The organism is Novosphingobium aquimarinum (assembly GCF_009746585.1).
Taxonomy (GTDB): Bacteria; Pseudomonadota; Alphaproteobacteria; order Sphingomonadales; family Sphingomonadaceae; genus Novosphingobium; species Novosphingobium aquimarinum.
In genome coordinates, this window is the sequence record NZ_WRPO01000006.1 from 1 (window position 1) to 19,612 (window position 19,612).

Sequence of the window (19,612 nt, forward strand, 5' to 3'; positions counted from 1 at the left end):
AATGACAATCCGGGTGTTGGCGACCCCCGCTCGGGCTACGCCCTCACGGCGCTCGCCAACACCCGGATCAAGTGGCCTGGTTTTACTCCGCCTAATGGACGACTTTTACTCCGCCGTTGACAGGCTGTGCTTTCTGCCGGACGACCTGCAATCCGCGATAGACGTCGATGGGCATCCCAAGCGTGGCGGATTTCTTCCCCCTATCCCCCTGCCCCGCAGGATGTGGGCGGGCGGCAGGTTGGAATTCCTTGCGCCCTTGCGCATCGGCGAAAAGCTGGAGCGCATCTCGACGATCGCAGCAATCAAGCAGAAGACCGGCGCGACGGGCCAGCTGATGTTCGTAACGGTCAGGCATGAGATTTCCGGTGGCGGCGGACTTGCCGTCATCGAGGAGCAGGATCTCGTCTATCGCGAGGCGGAGACGGAGACATCCGCGGCGAAGAAGCCTTCGCCGGCAGCGTCTTCGTCGCCCGAAATTCCCGATGTCCAGCGTTCGGTCGTTCCCGATCCAACGATGCTGCAGCGCTTCTCCGCACTGACTTTCAACGCCCATCGCATTCACTACGATCGCGCTTACGCCCGCGACGTGGAGCATTATGGCGGCCTCGTTGTTCATGGCCCGCTGATCGCGACGCTGCTGATGGACTTGTGGCTGCGCGAAGACGGCACCCGGCCCGCCTCGTTCAGCTTCCGGGCCCAGCGCCCACTGCTCGACACCGCTCCGTTCGACCTGTGTCTCCAGCGCAAAGCCGGTGGGGCGAAGCTCTGGAGCAGGGACGCCGAGGGCAACGTGACCATGTCGGCCGAGGTGCGCACCGACGCCTGACGGGCCGCGCGGCGGCAAAAACCTGCTAGTCCAATGGGTCAGCCGCTTGTTATCGAGCGCATCACCAACCGGATCAGCGAGCTGCGCAGAGCCTCCGAATCGGGGCCTGCCTGCGTATCCTCGTGGGTCGTCGCGACCAGGCGTTCGACGGCCGCGAGCAGCACGACCGCGTCCGCCTCTACATCGGCATCGCATCGTCCTTCCGGGCCCATCGCCCGCATCGCCTCGCCGAGGCGAGCCAGCACAGGACGCGCCAGATCATAGCGCAATTGATGAAAGTCCGCGTCCCCGCGATCCGCCTCGAGATTGCGATAGCGCAGGATCGCCGCATTCCGGTCCCACGCCGCATTGAGCGTCGCGATGATGAAGGCGATGTCCTCCTCGAGCCGCGAGCGCACGAGCAGTGAGTCCGGTCTTGGAAACAGTTGCGTGAAAGATGGCGCCGCTGCCTTGCTGAGATCGAGCAGCAATTCTCGCACGTCGTCGAAATAGACATAGAAGGTCGCCGCCGACGATCCTGCCTCGCGCGCGATGGCGGTGGCATTGAGGTCCATCGGCGACATCGTGCGCAGGAGGCTTTCCGCCGCCATCAAAAGTCGGCCGCGCGTTTTCATGCCCCGCGTGCCGAGTTGCTGTCCGATACGATTGCTCGACACTACGCTTTCGCCCGTCGGCTCCTTGGTGCCGCCCTTCCCTTTCATGCTGCTTTCCCGTTCATGACAAGGCATCCATCACGCGCGCGGACGTTGTCACGGTAGCAAGCATCGGCAGCGTCTGCTCGATCGCATGACGATGCGTCTCGGCAGTCGCACCCGCGGTGCAGTCTTCGGGAATCACGACCGAAAAACCGCGGTTCACTGCTTCGATCGCCATGCCAATAAGGGCGATGTTGGTGGAGACGCCTGCAAGGATGATGGTCTCTACATCCAGCGCCCGCAGCATAGGATCGAGGTCGGTCCCGTGAAAGCCCGTTATGCCATGCCGACGTTCGCACACGATGTCGGTAGCGACCGGCCCCAGTAGCGGATGGATCGCGGATTCTTCACGATCCGCACGGAGCAGCGGCGCGCGCAGCATCATGGCCTGCAGGGGAGATGCTTTTGCAAGTCCCCGCCCGTCCGGCAGCACACGCACGATGGCGTGGATCACCGGCCTGCTTCGCAACCGGCACGCGTCCGCCAGTCGGACGAGATTATCGAGCATCCCGCGCGCCTTCACCTGCTCTCCCAGCTGCGGAAAAAGCGAAATCTCGGGATCCACGATGCACCGCTGGCACTCGGATATGACGAGAGCCACTTTGCGGCCCGCCTCCAGCCCACGTGGAATTGTCATCGGCCTTCGTCCCCTCCCGCCCATTTCGATGCGAACCGCTCGGATCCGATACCATCCTGCGCTTCGGTTGGCGTGCCTCGCCCATACAAGGCATTCACCCACCTTGCATACCGTCGCTGCAAACTGAGCGCAAATGAGCGCATGTTTCGCGCAAATCCAGCCAATTTGCATACAAAGTCGTCTGCCAAGGTTGCCAAGCGTCATACAAAAGGGTATCTGAATTGAATACCCGTCAACTTTTAGGCGGTGAGTCGTGAGGAGAAGACCGATGAAGGTAGACGATCTCGTCATCGTCAGCGTGGACGACCATGCGGTCGAACCGCCGGACATGTTCGACCAGCACCTTGCCGTACAGCACAAGGCCATCAAACCGCGCGTCGAGAAGGACGAGAAAGGCGCCGATTTCTGGATCTTCGAAGGTCGCCGCGCGGGCAATATCGGCCTGAATGCCGTCGTCGGCCGCATGCGTGAGGAATACGGCTGCGAGCCAATCTCCTTCGACCAGATGCGCAAGGGCTCTTACGACATCGATGCCCGCATCGAGGACATGAACGTCAACGGCATCCTGTCGTCACTCAACTTCCCCAGCGTCGTGACGTTCGACGGCTCCTTGTTCCACAAGTTCGAGAACATGGGCAACGCCCTGATCCTCCTTCAGGCCTACAACGACTGGCACATCGACGAATGGTGCGGCAAATATCCGGGCCGTAACATTCCCAACGCTCTGGTTCCCTACTGGGACATCAAAGAGACCGTCAAAGAAATCGAGCGTGTCGCCAAGAAGGGCTGCCACGCGATCACGTTCAGCGACAATCCGTCACTGCGCAATCAGCCGAGCGTGCATGACGCTCACTGGGAACCGCTCTGGAAGGCCTGTGCGGACAACGAGATCGTCATCAACATCCACATCGGTTCGGGTGCGGCTGCGCCGCACGCCTCCATGGCATCGCCGATCGACGCCTGGATCACGACGATGCCGATCTCGATCGTCAACTCCGCGGCCGACTGGCTGCATCTGAAGGCGCTGAAGGATTACCCGCTCAAGATCTCGCTTTCCGAAGGCGGCATCGGCTGGATCCCCTATTTCCTCGAACGCGCGGACTTCACGCACGAACATCACGCAGCCTGGACGTACGCCGATTTCGACGGTCGCAAGCCGAGCGATATTTTCCGCGAGCACTTCATGACGTGCTTCATCGATGATCGTTTCGGACTCAAGAATCTCGAGGAAATCGGCGAGGACAATGTCTGCTACGAGTGCGACTACCCGCATTCCGACAGCATCTGGCCGCATTCGCCCGAATATCTGATGCGCACGGTCGAGGGTCTGACCGATCGCCAGATCGACAAGATTACGCACGAAAACGCGCTCAAGCTGTTCCAGTTCGACGCGTTCGGGCCGATGGGCGGCAAGGAGAACTGTTCGGTATCGGCGCTGCGCAAGCTCTCGCCCGATGTTCCGACGCAGCCGGTATCCTATGGTGGCCCTGCGCCGCTGCAACCGGGCGAAGAGCGCCGCCGCGTGACCTCCGGCGACATCACGAAGATGTTTTCCGATGTCATGCTGGCGGATGGCAAGCTTGCCGCGGAAATGGCCGAAACCGACTAAAGACAGTCACGCGCCCCGGCCCGGCACGCAAGGTCGGGGCGCATATTGTATGCAACTCGCGATGCCTCTATACGGGCATCGCAATGAGGCCGTTGCATGAGCACGGCCTGTCGAGAGGTAAACTGACATGGCAGACGCTGCACTCGCGAGCGACTTGGAGACGACGGTACCCTCGCATGTGCCGGCCGATCTCGTAGTGAATTCGGATTTCTATTCCGATCCGCGCTATCAGAACGATCCGTTCGGCGTGGTCGAGGGGCAGACCACCGGCAAGCGGATTTTCTACACGCCCAATCATTACATGCTTCCCGGCTGCTGGGTGATCACCCGCGCCGAGGACATCCGTCAGGTGCTGCAGAACGCCGAGGTCTTTTCCAGCCAGGGCGGCGTCAGCTTTTCCGCGCTGATCGGAGAGACCTGGAGCTTGCTCCCGCTCGAGCTCGATCCGCCGCAGCATGCCGGGTTCCGTTCGCTTCTCAACCCGCTCTTCTCCCCCAAGGAAGTGAACAAGCTGGAGCAGCCGGTCCGCGATGCCGCCGTCTCCCTGATCGAACAGTTTCAGGACAAGGACGAAATCGAGTTCGTCTCGACGTTCGCCCAGCCCTTCCCCGTGTCCGTTTTCCTGCGACTGCTCGGCTTCCCCGTCAGCGAAATGCAGACCTTCCTCGACTGGGAGTTCGGCCTGCTCAAGAGCTTCTCGCTCGAAGAACGCAAGGCCGCCGCCGCCAGCATCGTCGCCTATCTGCGCAAGGCGATTGCCGAGCGGCGTGAAAATCCGGACGAAGGTCTCGTAAGTTGGGCCACCCATGCTCAAGTCGATGGACGACCGCTGAAGGACGACGAAATCCTCGGTATCTGCTTTCTGCTTTTCGTCGCGGGGCTGGATACCGTCGCATCCTCGCTGGGTTTCCACTATCGCTATCTTGCCGAGCACCCAGAACTGCAGCAGCAGCTGCGCGATGATCGCAGCCTGATCCCCGCTGCTGTCGAAGAGTTCATGCGCCTCTACTCGATCGTCATCAATCACCGCCGCGTGGCGCAGGACACGGAAATCGCGGGTGTGCAGATGAAGGCGGGCGATTGGGTCGCCGTGCCCACGTTCAATGCCAGTCTGGATCCCGAAGAGTTCGACCGCCCGCTCGAATTCGTTCTTGATCGCCCGTCGAACCGCCACGTTGCCTTTTCCTACGGCCCGCACCGATGCCTTGGCTCACACCTCGCGCGTCGGGAGCTCGTGGTGGCGATGAACGAAATCTTCGACCGCGTGCCGCCTTTCCGCATGAAGGAAGGGGCCCCCTTCCGCACTGTCGGCGGCGCTGTGTTCGGGGTCGAGGAACTGCACCTCGTATTCGATCGCTGAGGCCGTCAGCCGTTCCGAGCAATCCGGATGCTGATCGAAAGGACTGGGTGCGAGGCGACCGGTTAGGCATCGATCTGCCCGCACATCCGCAGGCTCTACGCGATGGCGGGCCCGGGTTTCTCACCCGCGCCTTCCGGCGCACCGGCGTGCTCGCTGCCGACAACGAGGTTATCGCGATCACCCGCTCGGACGAGTGGTCGGTCGGCGGCACCGGCTCCAAGATGATGCTGTCGGTCGCCTATGCATGGGGTGCCTCTGACCTCGCGACCGACCTATTCGTCAAATTCTCGCGCAATTTCACCGACCGGGGCCGGGACCGCGTGCGGATGGGCATGGAGCCCGAAGTGCACCTGGCAAACCTGTCGCGTGATCCGGCCTTTCCGATCGCGGTGCCCCGCTGCCTCTATGCCGACTTCCAGCACGCCTCCGGCACCGGCATCATCATCACCGAGCGTATCGCTTATGGCGAAGCGCCGATCGAGCCGCACCATACCAAGTGCATGGACCAGGGTCTGCCTGAGCCGCTGGAGCATTACCGCGCCCTGATCGCCACGCTGGCGTTGCTTTCGGGAACGCACAAGGCGGGCGCGCTGGGCCCCGTATGCGAGCGTGACTTTCCGCTCGACCTCGCAGGGCTGCTGGCCCGGCGCAACCGCTACGACGCAGCCGGGCTCGCCAGTCGTGCGGACAGGATGGCGGCCTTCATCGCGCGCTATCCGCACTTGTTTCCGGAGCATCTGACCGAGCCGGCCTTTCTCGAGGGTTTTCGCGAGGCGGTTCCGCTCTACGTGGCGCAGCAGGCCGCGATCCGGCGCTTCCATTTCGCCCGGGCGGACATGCTGGCGCTGTGCCACTGGAACGCCAACATCGACAACGCCTGGTTCTGGCGCGAGGCCGACGAACTGCGCTGCGGGCTCATCGACTGGGGGACGGTCGGACAAATGCACATCGCCCGCGCGATATGGGGCTGCCTCAGCGCGGCCGAGCCCGACTTCGTCAACGCGCACCTCGACGCGCTGCTGGAATTGTTCGTTCAGAAATACGCCAAGGCTGGCGGGCCCGAGATCGCGTCATCCGATCTCGACATGCATCTCGGCTTGCAAGTAATGATGTCCGGCCTTGCCTGGCTGATGAGCGCGCCACCACTGATCCTCGCGGAGGTGCCCGACCCGGCCGCTGCGACCGACCGCCACGATGCGATCTTCACCGCGCGCGAGACGGCACGGGTTCAGCTCAAGGTGATGATCGGCTTTCTGAACATCTGGCACCGGCGAGACCTGTCGGGCCTGCTACGTTCAGGGCGTTTCCAACGCAGCTAGGGCGATCCGTCGCGGGAAGGCCGCGCCGGACCGCCCACGGTCACTGACGGATAGGAGAGGTGCTCCGTCAGATAGGATCCCACGCGAAGACATCAGCCGAAACCTGAAGCGGGAACAGGCTGGGCTTGAGCGCGGGCATCAGTTCCGAGCCGATGGTCTCGGGCGTCCATCCTTCCGAACGGTGCACCGATCGCACCGGGCGCGGCGGCGAGAACAGGAAGATCTCGTTGCGCCGCACACAGAAGATCTGGCCCGACACGTCGGACGCGGCATCACCGCAAAGCCAGGCCACCAGCGGCGCGACTTTATCGGGGGTCATCGTCTTGAGCCGTTCGACCCGCTGCTTGGCCGCTTCGGTCTCAGCGGGGATGCTTTCCGTCATCCGACTCCACGCGAAAGGCGCCACGCAATTCGACCGTACGCCGAACCGCTTCATGTCTAGCGCGATCGAATTGGACAGACCCACGATCGCCATTTTCGCGGCCGAATAGTTCGATTGGCCCACATTGCCGATCAATCCCGAGGTCGACGTCATGTGGACGAACGAGCCGCTGCCTTGCTCACGGAACAGGGGCGCAGCCGCGCGCGAAAGGTGAAAGGTTCCGCCAAGGTGCACGTCGAGCACCGCCTGCCAGTCGCTCGCCGACATCTTGTGAAACATGCCGTCGCGCGAAATGCCCGCGTTGTTGACGATGGCGTCGATGCGACCGAAAGCCTTGACCGCATCGTCGACGATCGAGGCCGCGCCATCCGGGTCGGAAACGCTGGCGACGTTCGCCAACGCGCGGCCGCCCGCGGCGGTGATCTCGACCACCACTTCGGCAGCCGGTCCCTGATCGCCGCCTTCACCGCTCAGCGATCCGCCGAGATCGTTGATGACGACCGCCGCGCCTTCGTCGGCACAGGCCAGCGCGATCGCGCGCCCGATGCCCCTGCCCGCGCCAGTGACGGCGATGACTTTGCCGGCGAGTTGCTGCGTTCCCATTCTCGAAGTCCTTCTAAAGTTGACTGGCGGGCAAGATCACCCGCAGGCCGTCCAATTCTTCGGACAGCTTGATCTGACACGAGAGCCTGCTGCGCTCGTCGGGGTCGACCGCCATGTCGAGCATCTCGAGCTCTTCGGCAGATGGCTTGCCCGTGCGATCGGCCCATTCCTCGGGAATGTGGACGTGGCAGGTGGCGCAGGACAGACATCCGCCGCAGTCTCCCAGAATGCCGCCGATGTCGCCGTTCAGCGCGGCCTGCATGACTGTCTCGCCCGCTTGCGCCTCGACTGTCCGGACGTCGCCGCGATGACTTTCGAATTCAATCTTGACCATTTGCCTCTCTCCAAACGGCCCGGAGGGGCCGCACCTGAGCCTACATAGTATCCCTGAGCGCCCGCCACTGTCCTTCGAGACTGTCGCGCCATGCGGGGGCAGCGATCGCGATCATCGCCTGCGCCCGGCCATCGAGCGACAAGCCGCGCAATTCGGCCACGCCATGTTCGGTAATCACGGTGTCCGCCAGATCGCGACTCAGCGAGACGCTCGGCGCGGTCAATCGCGGCACGATCCGCGAGACAGTGCCTCCGCGCGCGGTGGACGGAACCAGGACCATCGCGCGACCTTCGGGCGAGATCGCCGCCGCACGCACGAAGTCTGGCGCGCCGCCCACGCCGCTGGAAAGCTTGCCACCTTGCCATTCGACGTTGACTTGTCCTAACAAGTCCACCTCGATCGCGGAATTGGCGGCGATGAAGCGCGCTTCGCTCGCAAGAGACATGGCGCCATGTGTCGTGCGCGTATCGGCCAGCACGATATCGCCGCGCGCGCTCATGCGCTGATAGAATCCCGCATCTCCGCACAGGATGCCGCAGCGGTGAATAGCGTTCGCCTCCAGCGCGCCGGCTTCTGCAAGCACTTCGAAACCCTGGGCGATGAGACCGGAACGCAACCGCAAGTCCCGATGACCGGACAACGCCTGCCACAGGCCGGCCGGCGCCCCACCAAGCCCGATCTGGAGCGCCGCGCCATCGGGCACCAACTGTGCTGCACGCTCGGCGATAGCACTGACGTCGACGGACTGGGGCGCGGCGGCGACCTCGATTAGCGGATGGTCGATCTCGATCACGCGATCCGCCTCGCCGATCGCCAGCATCGGCCCAGGCATGCGCGGCATGCGCGGATTGACCACGGCGATCCGACGCGCGGCGGCTTCCCAGGCAATGGGTGAGAAATCAGCCGCGACCCCGAACGAACACTGGCCTTGCGCATCGGGCTCGGAGACATGCGCGAAGGCGGTCTCGATCCCCGCGTCCTGCGCGATATACGCCGCCGTTGCGCTGTAACTGAGGGGCATGAGGTCGACCCGACCTTCGGCCAGTGAACCCTTCATCGCGCTCGTCAGCAGGAACACGGTCGATCGAGCGCTCGGGTCGAGCGCGGCGTAGTCGAACGCGTTCATACCGGGAAGCAGGCAGCTGACCATGCGCACGCCCGCCATCCGTTCCGGATCATCGGCCAGCGCCTTGGCCAGCGCGACGATCTCCCCGGTCGCGCCGGGCAAGTAGATGGTCTTGCCGGGCCGGAATTCGTCGAGCAGTTCGGCGATCATGCGGCCTCGAACAGGGCGGCCATTCCCATGCCGCCGCCGATGCACATCGTCTCCAGCGCCCGACGTCCGCCGCGCCGGCGCAGTTCGTGCAGCATCGAGGTCATGATCCGCGCGCCCGTCGCGCCGACGGGATGCCCCAGCGAGATACCCGAACCGTTGACGTTCACGCGGCTCTGATCTTCGATGTCCAGGCCCTTCAGCACCGACAGAACTTGCGCCGCGAAAGCTTCGTTGATTTCGATAAGGTCGATATCGCCGATCGCAACGCCCAACTTGGCAAGCAGCTTGCGCGTGGCGGGTACCGGGCCGATCCCCATGTGCGAGGGCTCGCACCCCGCTGCCGCCCACCCCGAGAGGAACGCCAGCGGCTCAAGCCCCAGTTCGGCCAGCCTGTCCTCGGCCACGACGAGGCACGCGGCGGCGGCGTCGTTTTGCTGCGCCGCATTGCCCGCCGTCACGGTGCCGTCTTTCATAATGGGCCGCAACTGCGCGAGCGATTGCTCGGTCGTGTCCGGGCGGACGCCTTCGTCGCGCGTAAAAGGCACAGGATCGCCCTTCCTTTGAGGCACCAGCACCGGCACGATCTCATCGTCGAACTTGCCATCGTCCCAGGCGCTGGCCGCCCGCTGCTGGCTTTGCGCGGCATAGGCATCGGCGGCTTCGCGGCTGATATCGTAATCGCGCGCGAGATTTTCGGCGGTCTCGATCATGCCAGAGATCACGCCGAACCGCTCGACCGGCTGCGATCGCTCGCGTCCCCGGTCGAGCCGATCGTAGAGCTGGACCGATCCCGCCCGCGCGCCGCCACGCATCGACGTGGTGTAATATTCGATGTTGCTCATGCTCTCGACACCGCCCGCAAGAACGACGTCGGCGGCACCGGTCTGCACCATCATCGACGCCGTGACGATCGCCTGCAAGCCGCCGCCGCAGCGTCTGTCGAGTTGCATGCCAGGGACCTCGATCGGCAGCCCGGCAGCCAGCGCCGCCCAGCGGCCGATGCACGGCGCCTCGCTGTTGGCGTAGCTCTGCGCGAAGACGACATCCTCGATCAGCGCGGGATCGATTGCGCTGCGCTCGACCACCGCCTCGATGGCACGCTGGGCGAGCCGCTCGGCGGGCACGCTCTTGAGCGCGCCGAGAAAGCGCCCGACCGGGGTGCGCAAGGGTGAGACGATGGCGGCGCGGCGCATGGGAGTCCTTTTCGGTTCGTATCGGCGCACGTGTCTGGCCACGCCGATTTGACGACCATATAGACGCAGGGCAAGATTGCATGCAATAGTTCGCCGAAATCACACTTCAAGATGACCCGGAGAGAACCCATGCCATTGCGCAACCCGCCGCAGCTCGATGAGGCTGGCATCGCCAAAGCCGTTACAGAATCGATCGCCCGCCGTGCCAAGCCGCTCACCACAGCGCAGCAGCTGCTCGACAGGGCCATGATCTCCGATCAGGTCCACCGCTACATGAAGGGCCTCGATGCATGCGATTTCCCGCTCGTCATGTCGGTCCTAGAACGCCCGTTCCACATGCAGGCCAACCAGCTCGGGATCGACGGGCCGATCATGCCGGAAGACTATGCCATGCGGTTCGGTCCGGGCAAATTCCTTCCCGGCTTCGACGTGACGGTGCACATGAGCACCAATCATCTCATCACGCTCGACGGCGACGAAGCCCATGTCGAGACGAAGCTCTACGCCTGCCACTACGTGCAGGAAGAGCAGGCCGACGACCGGCGCAACATCGGCGGCAACCGCACGCCCTCGGTCCACATGCATTGCAACAAACAAATGCCGTGGGAGGGCTGGCTGCGCCGACAGGAAGACGGCGGCTGGCTTTTTTCGAGAATTCGCATGGGGACATTCGCCAGCGAGGGCGACACTCGCGCCTTCGACATTTCGCTGCAGCGCTCTGGGCACCTTTGAAATTCCGGGCGCCCTCGGCGGGCGTCCGCGCCATGCCGAGGGTTTGCGCGATCAGCGCAGTCGAGCGAGCCCGCTACGCACGACAACCGCATCGCGCGCCTTTACCCGCGCTTCGAACGAGATGTCTGAACCATCCTGCCACAGATCGACGGTTATGGTCTCGCTGGGGTAGACCGGAGCCAAAAAGCGCAGCGCATGGCTGGCGATACGATTTGGATCGTACTGCGCGAACGTTTCCAGCACGGCGCGGCACGTAATCCCGAACGTGCACAACCCATGCAGGATCGGCCGGGGAAAGCCCGCGCGCTGGGCCACGGCCGGGTCGATGTGCAGCGGGTTGCGATCGCCGCACAGACGATAGAGCGCCGCCTGATCGGGCCGGGTGGCATAGTCGACCGAGAGGTCGGGCGCGCGTTCAGGCATCTTGTGCGGTGCCTCGCCGCCATCGGTGGGCCCACCGAAATGGCCATCGGCGCGGGCCATCCAGGTCGTGCGCAGAGTAACGAAAGCGTCGCCCGTCTCGGCGTCGCACAGGTTGGTCTCGCCCAGCACGATCGCGCCCTTGTCCCCCTTGTCGATCGCGCTGACCATGCCGCCTTGCGGACGTATCGTCGCGCTGGCGGGCATCGGACGATGCAGGATGATCTCCTGCGCGGCATGGACGACCTTGGTGTAGTCCACGCCGGCGTCGTGGATCGGAGGATTGGCCCCCCATGCCGCCACGGTCGCGAACGAGGGCACCACGCTCAGGTCCGGCTCCTCGTAGATGAAGGCCCGCTGCCGGGCGTCCTGCGGATCCGACCCCATGCCGATCGCCAGTGCGTAAAGCATCGCGTCGCGATCGGTCCAGCGGAACAGGCGGTCCGGGCAGCGGATCGCCAGCACCTCATCATACGGTTTCACAAATCGTCCCTTTCACACCGACGGATGGCCGGGTCAGGCTATTTTGCCTGCCGGTCCTCCCCCTCCCGTTCCGCAGCCTCGATGCCCTGTCGCAGGAGTTCGCGGTTGGCGTAGACATGCTCGCGCATCAGCGCCTCGGCGCGCGCGCCTTCGCGGCGGATCATTGCATCCACGATATGGATATGATCGTGATGAGAACGCAGGCGCTGGTTGCGTGTATGCACTTCCTGAAAGAAATCCGAAGTCGGTTCAAGACGGCTGTCGAAGATGCGCGGAAAGAACCGGATCTGACGCATGATCGGACCGAGATGGCGGTTGTGCGCGGCCTCCAGCAGCAGCAAGTGAAATTCGGAGTTCAGTTCGCGCCAGGCGGCTTGCTCCGTCGCGCCCCAGGTGGGCGACAGGAAGATCTCGTCGCCCCGCGCCAGCAGCCCTTTGAAGCCTTCGACATGAGCGTCACTGAGGCCGTTTTCGGCGGCGGTACGGCAGGCGAGCCCCTCCAGCGCGCCGCGCACATCGTAGGAATCGAGCACATCCGACAGTTCGACCGCCCGCACGAAATAACCGCGGTTCGGGTGATAGATCAGCAGGTCCTCATTGCCCAGGATGCGCAGCGCATCGCGAATTGGCGTGCGCGACACGCCAAATTTGGCAGCTAAGGCCGCTTCGTGGAGATGGGCGCCGGGCGCGAATTCACCGTCGAGGATCCGCTCGCGAATGGCCGCGATCACTTCCTCTGTTACCGTCGCCATGCTCGCCCCCCCTTATTTGCTCACGAGTAACCACCGATCATACTTGCATGCAACCGCTTAAAGTAAGTGCCTCAAGAAGATAATTGCGCATTGCATCCATCTAGAATGCTTCGCCTGTGTCGCCAAGCAAGGAAAGCCCCCATCCGGGATGGAGGCCCCCGGTGGTCGCGAGAGACCGTCACGCGAAACGCTTGCACGCAAGCGCAATCGAAGCCATCGGCACCCTCGGTATTTTCCTTCCCCATGCAGGAGTCACGGCGATATTCGACCGCGTCGATACCGGCTGAAACGTCCCGCAGCGCAGAGATGCCGCTCCTTCAGATGGCCGGAACGTCCCGGTGCCCGAACAGACGGAGAGGGATTGTGCCGGAGAAGCGACTTACGCTCATTCTTCGACGATAGTGATGGCGCGTTCTGGGCATGCTCTGGCGCCGCGTTTGGCGAGTGTTTCGTGTTCTTCGGGGACTTTGATGCCGTCTGCGATGCAATATCCGTCATCGTCGAGGATGTAGATGTCGGGGGCGACGGCGGCGCAGCGGGCGTGGCCCGAGCACAAGGCGGTGTCGACTTTGATGGTGAGCATGGGTTCGTGGTCCGGCTGGTGGTGGAAACGAGGTGTTGAACTATCGTCAGTTGCATGCAATACCGGTTGAAAGAGCGTGCCGCAACGACGATTGCGCTTTTATCGCGCTCCATTGCATGCGACAAGCGCATCAGGGGCATGCGACAAGCGCGCCGAGTGGATGAGCCGCAATGGCCTGATCGGGAGAGTACGACGTGGATTTTACAGGCAAGGTAGCGATCGTCACGGGCGCGGGCGGCGGCATCGGCGAGGATTACGCCAAGCGGCTCGCCTCGCTGGGCGCGAGCGTCGTCGTCGCCGACATCAATGAAGACGGCGCCGCGCGCGTCGTCTCCGAGATCGCGGCGGCGGGCGGCAAGGCGGCAGCCGTGCGCGCCGATGTCTCGTCCGAGGACTCGACCAAGGCCATGGCCGCCTTTGCCGACAGCACTTTCGGCGGCATCGACATCCTGGTGAACAATGCCGCGATCTATGGCGGCATGCAGATGCACTCGATGTCCGACGTGCCCTATTCGTACTGGCAGAAGTTCATGTCGGTGAACGTCGATGGCTGCTTCCTCGCCACGCGCGCGGTCGCGCCCTACATGGAAAAGCGCGGCGGCGGCGCCATCGTCAACCAGTCCTCGAGCGCCGCCTGGCTGTCGCGCGGGGGCTACTACGGCATCGCCAAGCTGGCGCTGAACGGCATCACCCAGAACTTCGCGATGGAACTGGGGCCCAAGAACATCCGCGTCAACGCGATCGCTCCGGGGCCGACCGATACCGAGGCGACCCGCACCTCCACCGCCGAAGGGCTGGTCGAGGGTATCGTCTCGATGCTCGCGCTGCCGCGCATGGGCCAGGTCTCGGACATGTCCGACGCGCTGGTCTTCCTGCTCTCCGACCAGGCCAGCTGGATCACCGGCCAGATCCTGTGCGTCGATGGCGGCTTCATCATGCGCCCGTAAGGCGCGCACCGACACAAAGAGACAGCGATGACCGTTCACACCCCGCTCGAAATGGCCGGCGCCTTCGTCGGCAACGTCTGGACCGCGCCCGGCGGCGCCCATGACGAGATCCTCAATCCCGCCACCGAAGCGGTCTACGGGCGTGCGGCCGTGGGCACCATGCACGATCTCGACCAGGCGCTCGACGCGGCGCGCACCGCCTTCGACAAGGGCCCCTGGCGGCGCATGTCGCTGCGCGAACGCGCGCGCAAGATGGAAGAGCTGCACGCGCATCTGCTGGCCCGGCGCGACGAGATCGTGGCGATGATCGTGGCCGAGGCCGGCTGCGCGCAGGCCGAGGCGGCAGGGCTGCTTTATGCGATCCCGCTGCAGCAGCTGGCCGCCGACATCGAGGAAGCCTACCGGCGCGAGAGCGTCACTTCGCTGCCGTTCATGGTCAACCCCGGCTGGGCCGGCGACAAAGTGCTGGGCGGCGGCGTCAAGCAGCGCGTGCCGATCGGCGTGGTCGCCGCGATCACGCCGTTCAACGCAGGCTTCTTCCTCAACGTGGTCAAGGCCTCGGCGGCGCTGATCGCGGGCAACTCGGTGGTGCTCAAGCCTTCGCCCTATACCCCGTTCCAGGCCTGGGTGCTGGCCGACGCAATCCAGCAGCTCGACTTCCCGCCGGGCGTGTTCAACGTGGTGACCGGCGGCCTCGACGTGGCCCAGGGGCTCACCACCGACCGGCGGGTCGACATGGTCAGCTTTACGGGATCGGACGCGGTGGGCGCCGCGATCATGGCGCAAGGCGCGCCGAGCCTGAAGCGGATGCTGCTCGAACTGGGCGGCAAGTCCGCGCTAATCGTGCGCGAGGACGCCGACCTCGACCTTGCCGCGCAGACCGCGTTCTGGAACATCACGTGCGAGACCGGCCAGGGCTGCATGCTGTTCACCCGCCATCTGGTGCACAACAGCGTGAAGCAGGGCTTCCTCGACCGCATGAGCGCGCTGTTCGAGCACGCCAAGGTCGGCGATCCGGCCGATCCCGCCGTCACCATGGGCCCGCTGATCCGCGGGCGCGAGCGTGACCGCGTTGCGGGCATGGTCGACAAGGCGGTCAGCGGCGGGGCCGAGGTCGTGTTCGGCGGCAAGGCGCCGGCGCATCTCGACAAGGGCTTCTTCTACGAGCCCACGCTGCTCACCGGCGTCGACAATAAGGCCGAGATCGCGCGCAAGGAGATCTTCGGACCCGTGGGCGTGGTGATCGGCGTCGACAGTGACGAAGAAGCGCTCGCGATCGCCAACGACAGCGAGTTCGGCCTGGGCGGCGGCATCGTCTCGGCCGACAAGGGCCGCGCCTACGAAATGGCGCTCGAACTCGATGCCGGGTTCATCATCCTCAACGAAGGCCCCGGCGCCAAACACCCCGCCGCCCCCTTCGGCGGCTTCAAGCGCTCGGGCATCGGACGCGAATCCGGAACCGAAGGCATCGATGCCTACACCGAACAAAAATCCATCATGTTCAGAGCCGGGTGAGATCGAAAAACGGCGCGCTGCAGAAAGCCGCGCGGCCGCGTCCTTTCTCCAAAAAAGCGAACCAGAATAACGCGTAGGGAGGCAACCCAATGGCATACGATCTGCAGACGCTATCGGACATCGCCGAGATCCGGCAACTCAATGCGCGCTATAACCGCCATGCCGACGCCGGCGAAGGCGAGGCCTTCGCGTCCAATTTCACCGAAGATGGCGAGTTCGATATTGGCGGCAACGGCGTCTACCATGGGCGAGAGGAAATCGCCTCGGCCGCTGCCGCGACCCAAGTCACGGTGCATGTTACCGCGGAACCCGAAATCGAAGTGACCGGCGACACGGCAAATCAGCGCGTGCGCATGTTGTCGCTGGTCCGCCAGCTCGACAAGCAACGCAACGAATTCGTCGCCAGCGGTTGGTACATCGATAATCTCAAGCGCACCCCGCAAGGCTGGCGCTACGCCCGGCGCTGCGTGGAGCTCGATCTGGATATAGCGAAGGTCTTCGAAAAAATGGGCATTGCCGAGGCCTTCGCGAAGCTCACCGCCAGCTAGAGACCTCCAGATCCGGCGATCGGCGCCCGGACCTTGCGATCGCCCCTTATAGCCCCCCACCTTTGGTCCCGTAGCGCACCGCGATAGGCGCCGGTGACAAAAGGACGAAAACCATGAACGATCGCCCGGTCAGGCATCCCGACGAGAAGCATCCGATTGCGATCACCGAGTGCCCATCGACGGTACTCGTGAACGCCGGGCCGCTCGATATTGCCAAAACCCATGCTGCCTTGACTCTGACCGAAGCCAATTACGGGCCGGTGCAGTACGTGCCGGCGGCCGATGTCGACATGTCTCTCCTCGAACGCTCGGACCACACGACCTATTGCCCCTACAAAGGCGAGGCGAGTTACTACAGCATTCCGGCTCTCGGTGAGGGCGGGGTCAACGCCGTCTGGACATACGAGGCTCCGTTCGAGGCGGTCAGCGCGATCGCCGGGCACCTGGCTTTTTATCCCGATCGGGTGTCCGTCCAGCTCAAATCGTAGCGTCACCGCGCTGCGGCGGTGGCTTTCGGGTTCTCGCCCCTTCCCGTCGCGCATAGCGACTGCGCCACGCAGTTCGCGCAATCGGGGCGGGCCGGACGGCACCAGGTCTGGCCGACTTTCTTCATCAGCAGATGATGTTCGTCGTAATCGGCGGCGCGCCATTCGGGCGGCATGACCGGCATGATCGCGGCATAAGCGCGCGCGGTATCCGCCTTGGCCGGGACGAGCCCCATGCGCTGGAGGATGCGGCGGTGATGGCTGTCGAGCACCAGCACCGGCCGATCGAGCGTCGAGGCGTTCATCACTCCGGCTGCGATCTTGCGCCCGACACCCGGCAACTGTTCGAGCCAGTCCATCGCCGCTTCGGTGGCCATGGTTTCGAGATGCGACAGATCGACCGAACCGCGCCGCGCGACGAGATCGGTAAGCGAGGCCTTGAGCCGCTCCGCCGCGACATTGGGATACGTTTGCGTGGCCAGCGCGTCGTGCAGCTCGTCGATCGGGGCCTCGGCGACGCCTTCCCAGGTCTTGAAGCGCGTCAGCAGCCGATCGGTCGCGGCGTTGGAGATTTCGGACTTCGTCCGCGCCCCGATCACGCCTTGCACCAGCGTCCATTCCGGCGCCCGCCGCTCCGCCGCCGCGCGCCGGATATGCCCGAAACGCTGCACCAGCAGCGGTTGCAGACGGCGAAGCGTTTCCGTGCGCGAGTCCGGACCGAGGGGGAGCTGGCTCATCGGGTCAGCGCGAGCCTGACGCTGGTCTGTGCGAACCCCAATTTGTCGTAGAAGGCGTGCGCGCGGCGCAGTTCGAAGCGACTGGTGACTTCCACGATAGTGCAGCCTGCGGCAAAGAACGTTGCGATCGCAGCCTTAACGAGCGCGGTTCCGATACCCGCTCCGCGCGCTTCTTCCGCAACCACCAGAACCGTGATCCTCCCGACCGGCGCGTCGCGATGCGCGGGGTGCGTCTGCGAGAGCCCGATGCAGCCGGCGACCGTACCGTCACGCTCGGCGACGAGCGTCGTATCTCCTGCAGCGATGCTGCGAGCCAGACGCTGCGGAAAGGTATCAGCGCTAGTCGGAAAGCCGAGCGATCCGAACAGCGCCGCGACACACTCGGCATCGCGCCTTTCGACCGGTCGGATCTTCGGCTCGCTCACGTCCACTCGATTGTCAGGGGCCATATCAACCATCTACATGCATCGAAGACACTAAGTTCGCGCTCAAATGCTATCGCCTCCTCGAGCCGGCAAAGTCTGGACTGTATCAGAAAGGCAGAGCAGGTTCGCTGCTTCAATCCGCGTCCGACACGGTGCCAATTTTCAGCCCGGTTCGCGGCCATCCTGCCCGTCCGGCCCGGCAGGGCCGATGCTGCGGCGATCAGGGGAGGAGCCTTGCTACGGCCCGGTTCTGGCGTGGCTAGGCGTGGGCCGACCTAAGCAGCATGGACAAATCTCGCGACGCTGCAAAAAGGAATATGCCGTTAACCAGTGCACGCAACGCTGGCTACACGCACTTTGTATATCAAGATTATGGCACGCGGTGCGCCCGAGGGATCAGAAAATGCAATTCCGAATTCACGCGCTGTTGATGGCGAGTGCGCTGCTATGTTCCGGTGCAGCGCGCGCTCAAGATGCCGAAGTGCCGGAACCTGCCGTTTCGGCTCCAGCTGTCGAACCGGCGATTGCCACCTTGCTCGACACCGACGCTCACGAACTCATCGAGGGTACCAATGCCTTCTCGCTGGACCTGCTGCGAGCCGTCGGTCAGCGCGACAGCAACCTGATCGTTTCGCCCGCCAGTGTTTCCGCCGCAGGGGGATTAGCCTATCGCGGCGCCGTGGGCGAAACCGCCCGGCAGTTGCAGCAGGTCATGCGCTATCCCTTCGAACCGGTGCGCACCCTGAAGGCCAGCGGCGCGATGATGGACACGATGTCGTTCTCCGGCCCCGGCCGCGACTTGCGCACCGCGAACGCGCTGTGGCTGCAAGATTCGATGCCGCTCAACGAGCCATTCGAACGCGATATGGCGACATATGCCAAGGCGGGATTCGAGCGCGCGAATTTCAAGGCCGATCCCGAAGCGGCCCGGCGCAGGATCAACCAATGGGTGTCCGATGCGACACGCGAGAATATCGAGGAATTGCTGAAGAAAGACCAGATCTCGACGTGCACTCGCACGGTCCTTGTCAATGCGATCTGGTTCAAGGCTGACTGGCTAGCTCCGTTCACCAGTGGGATGACCAAAACGGAGCCATTCACGGCTATCGATGGCAGGAAGACGCCGCTGCGGCTGATGCACCAATCCAGCGATTTCCGAGCTCTCAAGCGTGGCAGCGTCAGTGCGATCCAGCTGCCCTACAAGGGTCGCGAAGTCGCGCTCGTGGCGTTCCTGCCCGACGACTATGACGACCTGCCCCGATTCGAGGAAAAGCTGACAGCGAAGGAGCTGGCGAATTGGTTCGACGCGCTCGACCGGACGGAGCCGCGGGAGACTTTGCTGTCATTTCCTCGCTTCAAATTGCGCTGGGGAACCGATCTTTCGACGACGCTCAAGGCTATGGGGGCGCCGCTGGCGTTTTCCAATGATGCCGACTTTTCGAACATGGCAAGACTGCCTTATCCCGGCGGTGATCCGTCTGAGCGCGGCTTGAAAATCAGCCATGTCATCCACGAAGCCACTGTCGAAGTCGATGAGACCGGCTCGGAGGCGAGCGCGGCAACGGCAATGCTCATGGATATGATCCCCACCGGTCGGCATCGGGGCCCGCCACCGCCCCCGCCGTTCGTGTTCCGCGCCGACAAGCCCTTCCTGTTCCTGCTTCGCGACCTCAGGACCGGACTGATTCTGTTTGTGGGCCGCTATGTCCAACCGGAACCGAATTGAAGCGCAACGGTCGCGCCCTGAAAGC

Annotated in this window: 21 protein-coding genes; 10 read left to right on the top strand and 11 right to left on the bottom strand. The window is 63.9% G+C overall.

All coding sequences use genetic code 11. The features are described 5' to 3' along the window. Positions 1–94: 94 nt before the first annotated feature. Positions 95–826: an FAS1-like dehydratase domain-containing protein gene (locus tag GQO94_RS08175; RefSeq protein WP_232332832.1), complete on the top strand. Its 732-nt coding sequence runs from the start codon at positions 95–97 to the stop codon at positions 824–826. A gap of 38 nt (positions 827–864) precedes the next feature. Here GQO94_RS08175 and GQO94_RS08180 read toward each other — a convergent pair whose 3' ends face one another. Continuing rightward, complete coding sequence (locus tag GQO94_RS08180) at positions 865–1,527, bottom strand: TetR/AcrR family transcriptional regulator (RefSeq protein ID WP_156840663.1); 663 nt, start codon at positions 1,525–1,527, stop codon at positions 865–867. Between the two features lie 13 nt (positions 1,528–1,540). Next, the gene (locus GQO94_RS21330; protein WP_156840664.1) at positions 1,541–2,524 is read right to left on the bottom strand and encodes a cysteine hydrolase; all 984 of its coding nucleotides are present in this window, start codon (positions 2,522–2,524) and stop codon (positions 1,541–1,543) included. Between GQO94_RS21330 and GQO94_RS08190 the strand changes: the two genes are divergently transcribed. The 3 genes from GQO94_RS08190 (at position 2,427) to GQO94_RS08200 (ending at position 6,446) form a co-directional block, all read left to right on the top strand. Next, entirely contained in the window at positions 2,427–3,767 is a 1,341-nt protein-coding gene (locus GQO94_RS08190) for an amidohydrolase family protein (RefSeq protein WP_156840665.1), read from the top strand. The genes GQO94_RS21330 and GQO94_RS08190 overlap by 98 nt on opposite strands. A gap of 127 nt (positions 3,768–3,894) precedes the next feature. Beyond that, a complete protein-coding gene (locus tag GQO94_RS08195) occupies positions 3,895–5,127 on the top strand; it encodes a cytochrome P450 (RefSeq protein WP_156840666.1) in 1,233 nt (410 codons plus the stop codon). 47 nt (positions 5,128–5,174) lie between these two features. Then, on the top strand, positions 5,175–6,446 hold the full coding sequence (locus tag GQO94_RS08200; protein ID WP_198045881.1) for a hypothetical protein: 1,272 nt from the start codon (positions 5,175–5,177) through the stop codon (positions 6,444–6,446). A gap of 67 nt (positions 6,447–6,513) precedes the next feature. On the opposite strand, the gene GQO94_RS08205 is transcribed toward GQO94_RS08200, so the two are convergent. From GQO94_RS08205 to GQO94_RS08220, 4 genes are read right to left on the bottom strand one after another with little or no spacing between them, the layout of a single operon-like run. After that, a complete protein-coding gene (locus GQO94_RS08205; RefSeq protein WP_156840667.1) occupies positions 6,514–7,431 on the bottom strand; it encodes an SDR family oxidoreductase in 918 nt (305 codons plus the stop codon). A gap of 13 nt (positions 7,432–7,444) precedes the next feature. Continuing rightward, a complete protein-coding gene (locus GQO94_RS08210) occupies positions 7,445–7,765 on the bottom strand; it encodes a 2Fe-2S iron-sulfur cluster-binding protein (protein ID WP_156840668.1) in 321 nt (106 codons plus the stop codon). A 40-nt stretch (positions 7,766–7,805) separates the two neighbouring features. After that, entirely contained in the window at positions 7,806–9,041 is a 1,236-nt protein-coding gene (locus tag GQO94_RS08215; RefSeq protein ID WP_156840669.1) for an acetyl-CoA hydrolase/transferase family protein, read from the bottom strand. After that, the gene (locus GQO94_RS08220) at positions 9,038–10,234 is read right to left on the bottom strand and encodes an acetyl-CoA C-acetyltransferase (RefSeq protein ID WP_156840670.1); all 1,197 of its coding nucleotides are present in this window, start codon (positions 10,232–10,234) and stop codon (positions 9,038–9,040) included. Before GQO94_RS08220 ends, GQO94_RS08215 begins: the two co-directional genes overlap by 4 nt. Positions 10,235–10,363: 129 nt before the next feature. On the opposite strand from GQO94_RS08220, the gene GQO94_RS08225 reads away from it, so the two are divergent. Then, a complete protein-coding gene (locus GQO94_RS08225; RefSeq protein ID WP_198045882.1) occupies positions 10,364–10,966 on the top strand; it encodes a nuclear transport factor 2 family protein in 603 nt (200 codons plus the stop codon). Between the two features lie 51 nt (positions 10,967–11,017). Here GQO94_RS08225 and GQO94_RS08230 read toward each other — a convergent pair whose 3' ends face one another. The 3 genes from GQO94_RS08230 to GQO94_RS08240 form a co-directional block, all read right to left on the bottom strand. After that, entirely contained in the window at positions 11,018–11,869 is an 852-nt protein-coding gene (locus GQO94_RS08230) for a MaoC/PaaZ C-terminal domain-containing protein (RefSeq protein WP_198045883.1), read from the bottom strand. Between the two features lie 38 nt (positions 11,870–11,907). Then, positions 11,908–12,600: a GntR family transcriptional regulator gene (locus GQO94_RS08235; RefSeq protein ID WP_198045884.1), complete on the bottom strand. Its 693-nt coding sequence runs from the start codon at positions 12,598–12,600 to the stop codon at positions 11,908–11,910. Positions 12,601–13,006: 406 nt separating this feature from the next. Next, positions 13,007–13,204, bottom strand: a complete 198-nt coding sequence (locus tag GQO94_RS08240; protein WP_156840673.1) for a ferredoxin — start codon at positions 13,202–13,204, stop codon at positions 13,007–13,009. Between the two features lie 194 nt (positions 13,205–13,398). Here GQO94_RS08240 and GQO94_RS08245 point away from each other — a divergent pair, with 194 nt between their 5' ends. The 4 genes from GQO94_RS08245 to GQO94_RS08260 all read left to right on the top strand — a co-directional run bounded on the left by GQO94_RS08245 (position 13,399) and on the right by GQO94_RS08260 (position 16,702). Continuing rightward, positions 13,399–14,151, top strand: coding sequence for an SDR family oxidoreductase (locus GQO94_RS08245; protein ID WP_156840674.1), 753 nt, complete (start codon positions 13,399–13,401; stop codon positions 14,149–14,151). A 27-nt stretch (positions 14,152–14,178) separates the two neighbouring features. Next, positions 14,179–15,666, top strand: a complete 1,488-nt coding sequence (locus tag GQO94_RS08250) for an aldehyde dehydrogenase family protein (protein WP_156840675.1) — start codon at positions 14,179–14,181, stop codon at positions 15,664–15,666. 89 nt (positions 15,667–15,755) lie between these two features. Beyond that, positions 15,756–16,214: a nuclear transport factor 2 family protein gene (locus GQO94_RS08255; protein ID WP_156840676.1), complete on the top strand. Its 459-nt coding sequence runs from the start codon at positions 15,756–15,758 to the stop codon at positions 16,212–16,214. A gap of 113 nt (positions 16,215–16,327) precedes the next feature. Beyond that, the gene (locus GQO94_RS08260) at positions 16,328–16,702 is read left to right on the top strand and encodes a DUF427 domain-containing protein (RefSeq protein WP_156840677.1); all 375 of its coding nucleotides are present in this window, start codon (positions 16,328–16,330) and stop codon (positions 16,700–16,702) included. 2 nt (positions 16,703–16,704) lie between these two features. Here the strand turns inward: GQO94_RS08260 and GQO94_RS08265 are convergent, their stop codons facing one another. Further along, complete coding sequence (locus tag GQO94_RS08265; RefSeq protein WP_156840678.1) at positions 16,705–17,436, bottom strand: endonuclease III domain-containing protein; 732 nt, start codon at positions 17,434–17,436, stop codon at positions 16,705–16,707. After that, positions 17,433–17,885, bottom strand: a complete 453-nt coding sequence (locus GQO94_RS08270) for a GNAT family N-acetyltransferase (RefSeq protein WP_198045885.1) — start codon at positions 17,883–17,885, stop codon at positions 17,433–17,435. Before GQO94_RS08270 ends, GQO94_RS08265 begins: the two co-directional genes overlap by 4 nt. Positions 17,886–18,264: 379 nt before the next feature. Here GQO94_RS08270 and GQO94_RS08275 point away from each other — a divergent pair, with 379 nt between their 5' ends. Beyond that, positions 18,265–19,587: a serpin family protein gene (locus GQO94_RS08275; protein WP_198045886.1), complete on the top strand. Its 1,323-nt coding sequence runs from the start codon at positions 18,265–18,267 to the stop codon at positions 19,585–19,587. Positions 19,588–19,612 lie beyond the last annotated feature (25 nt).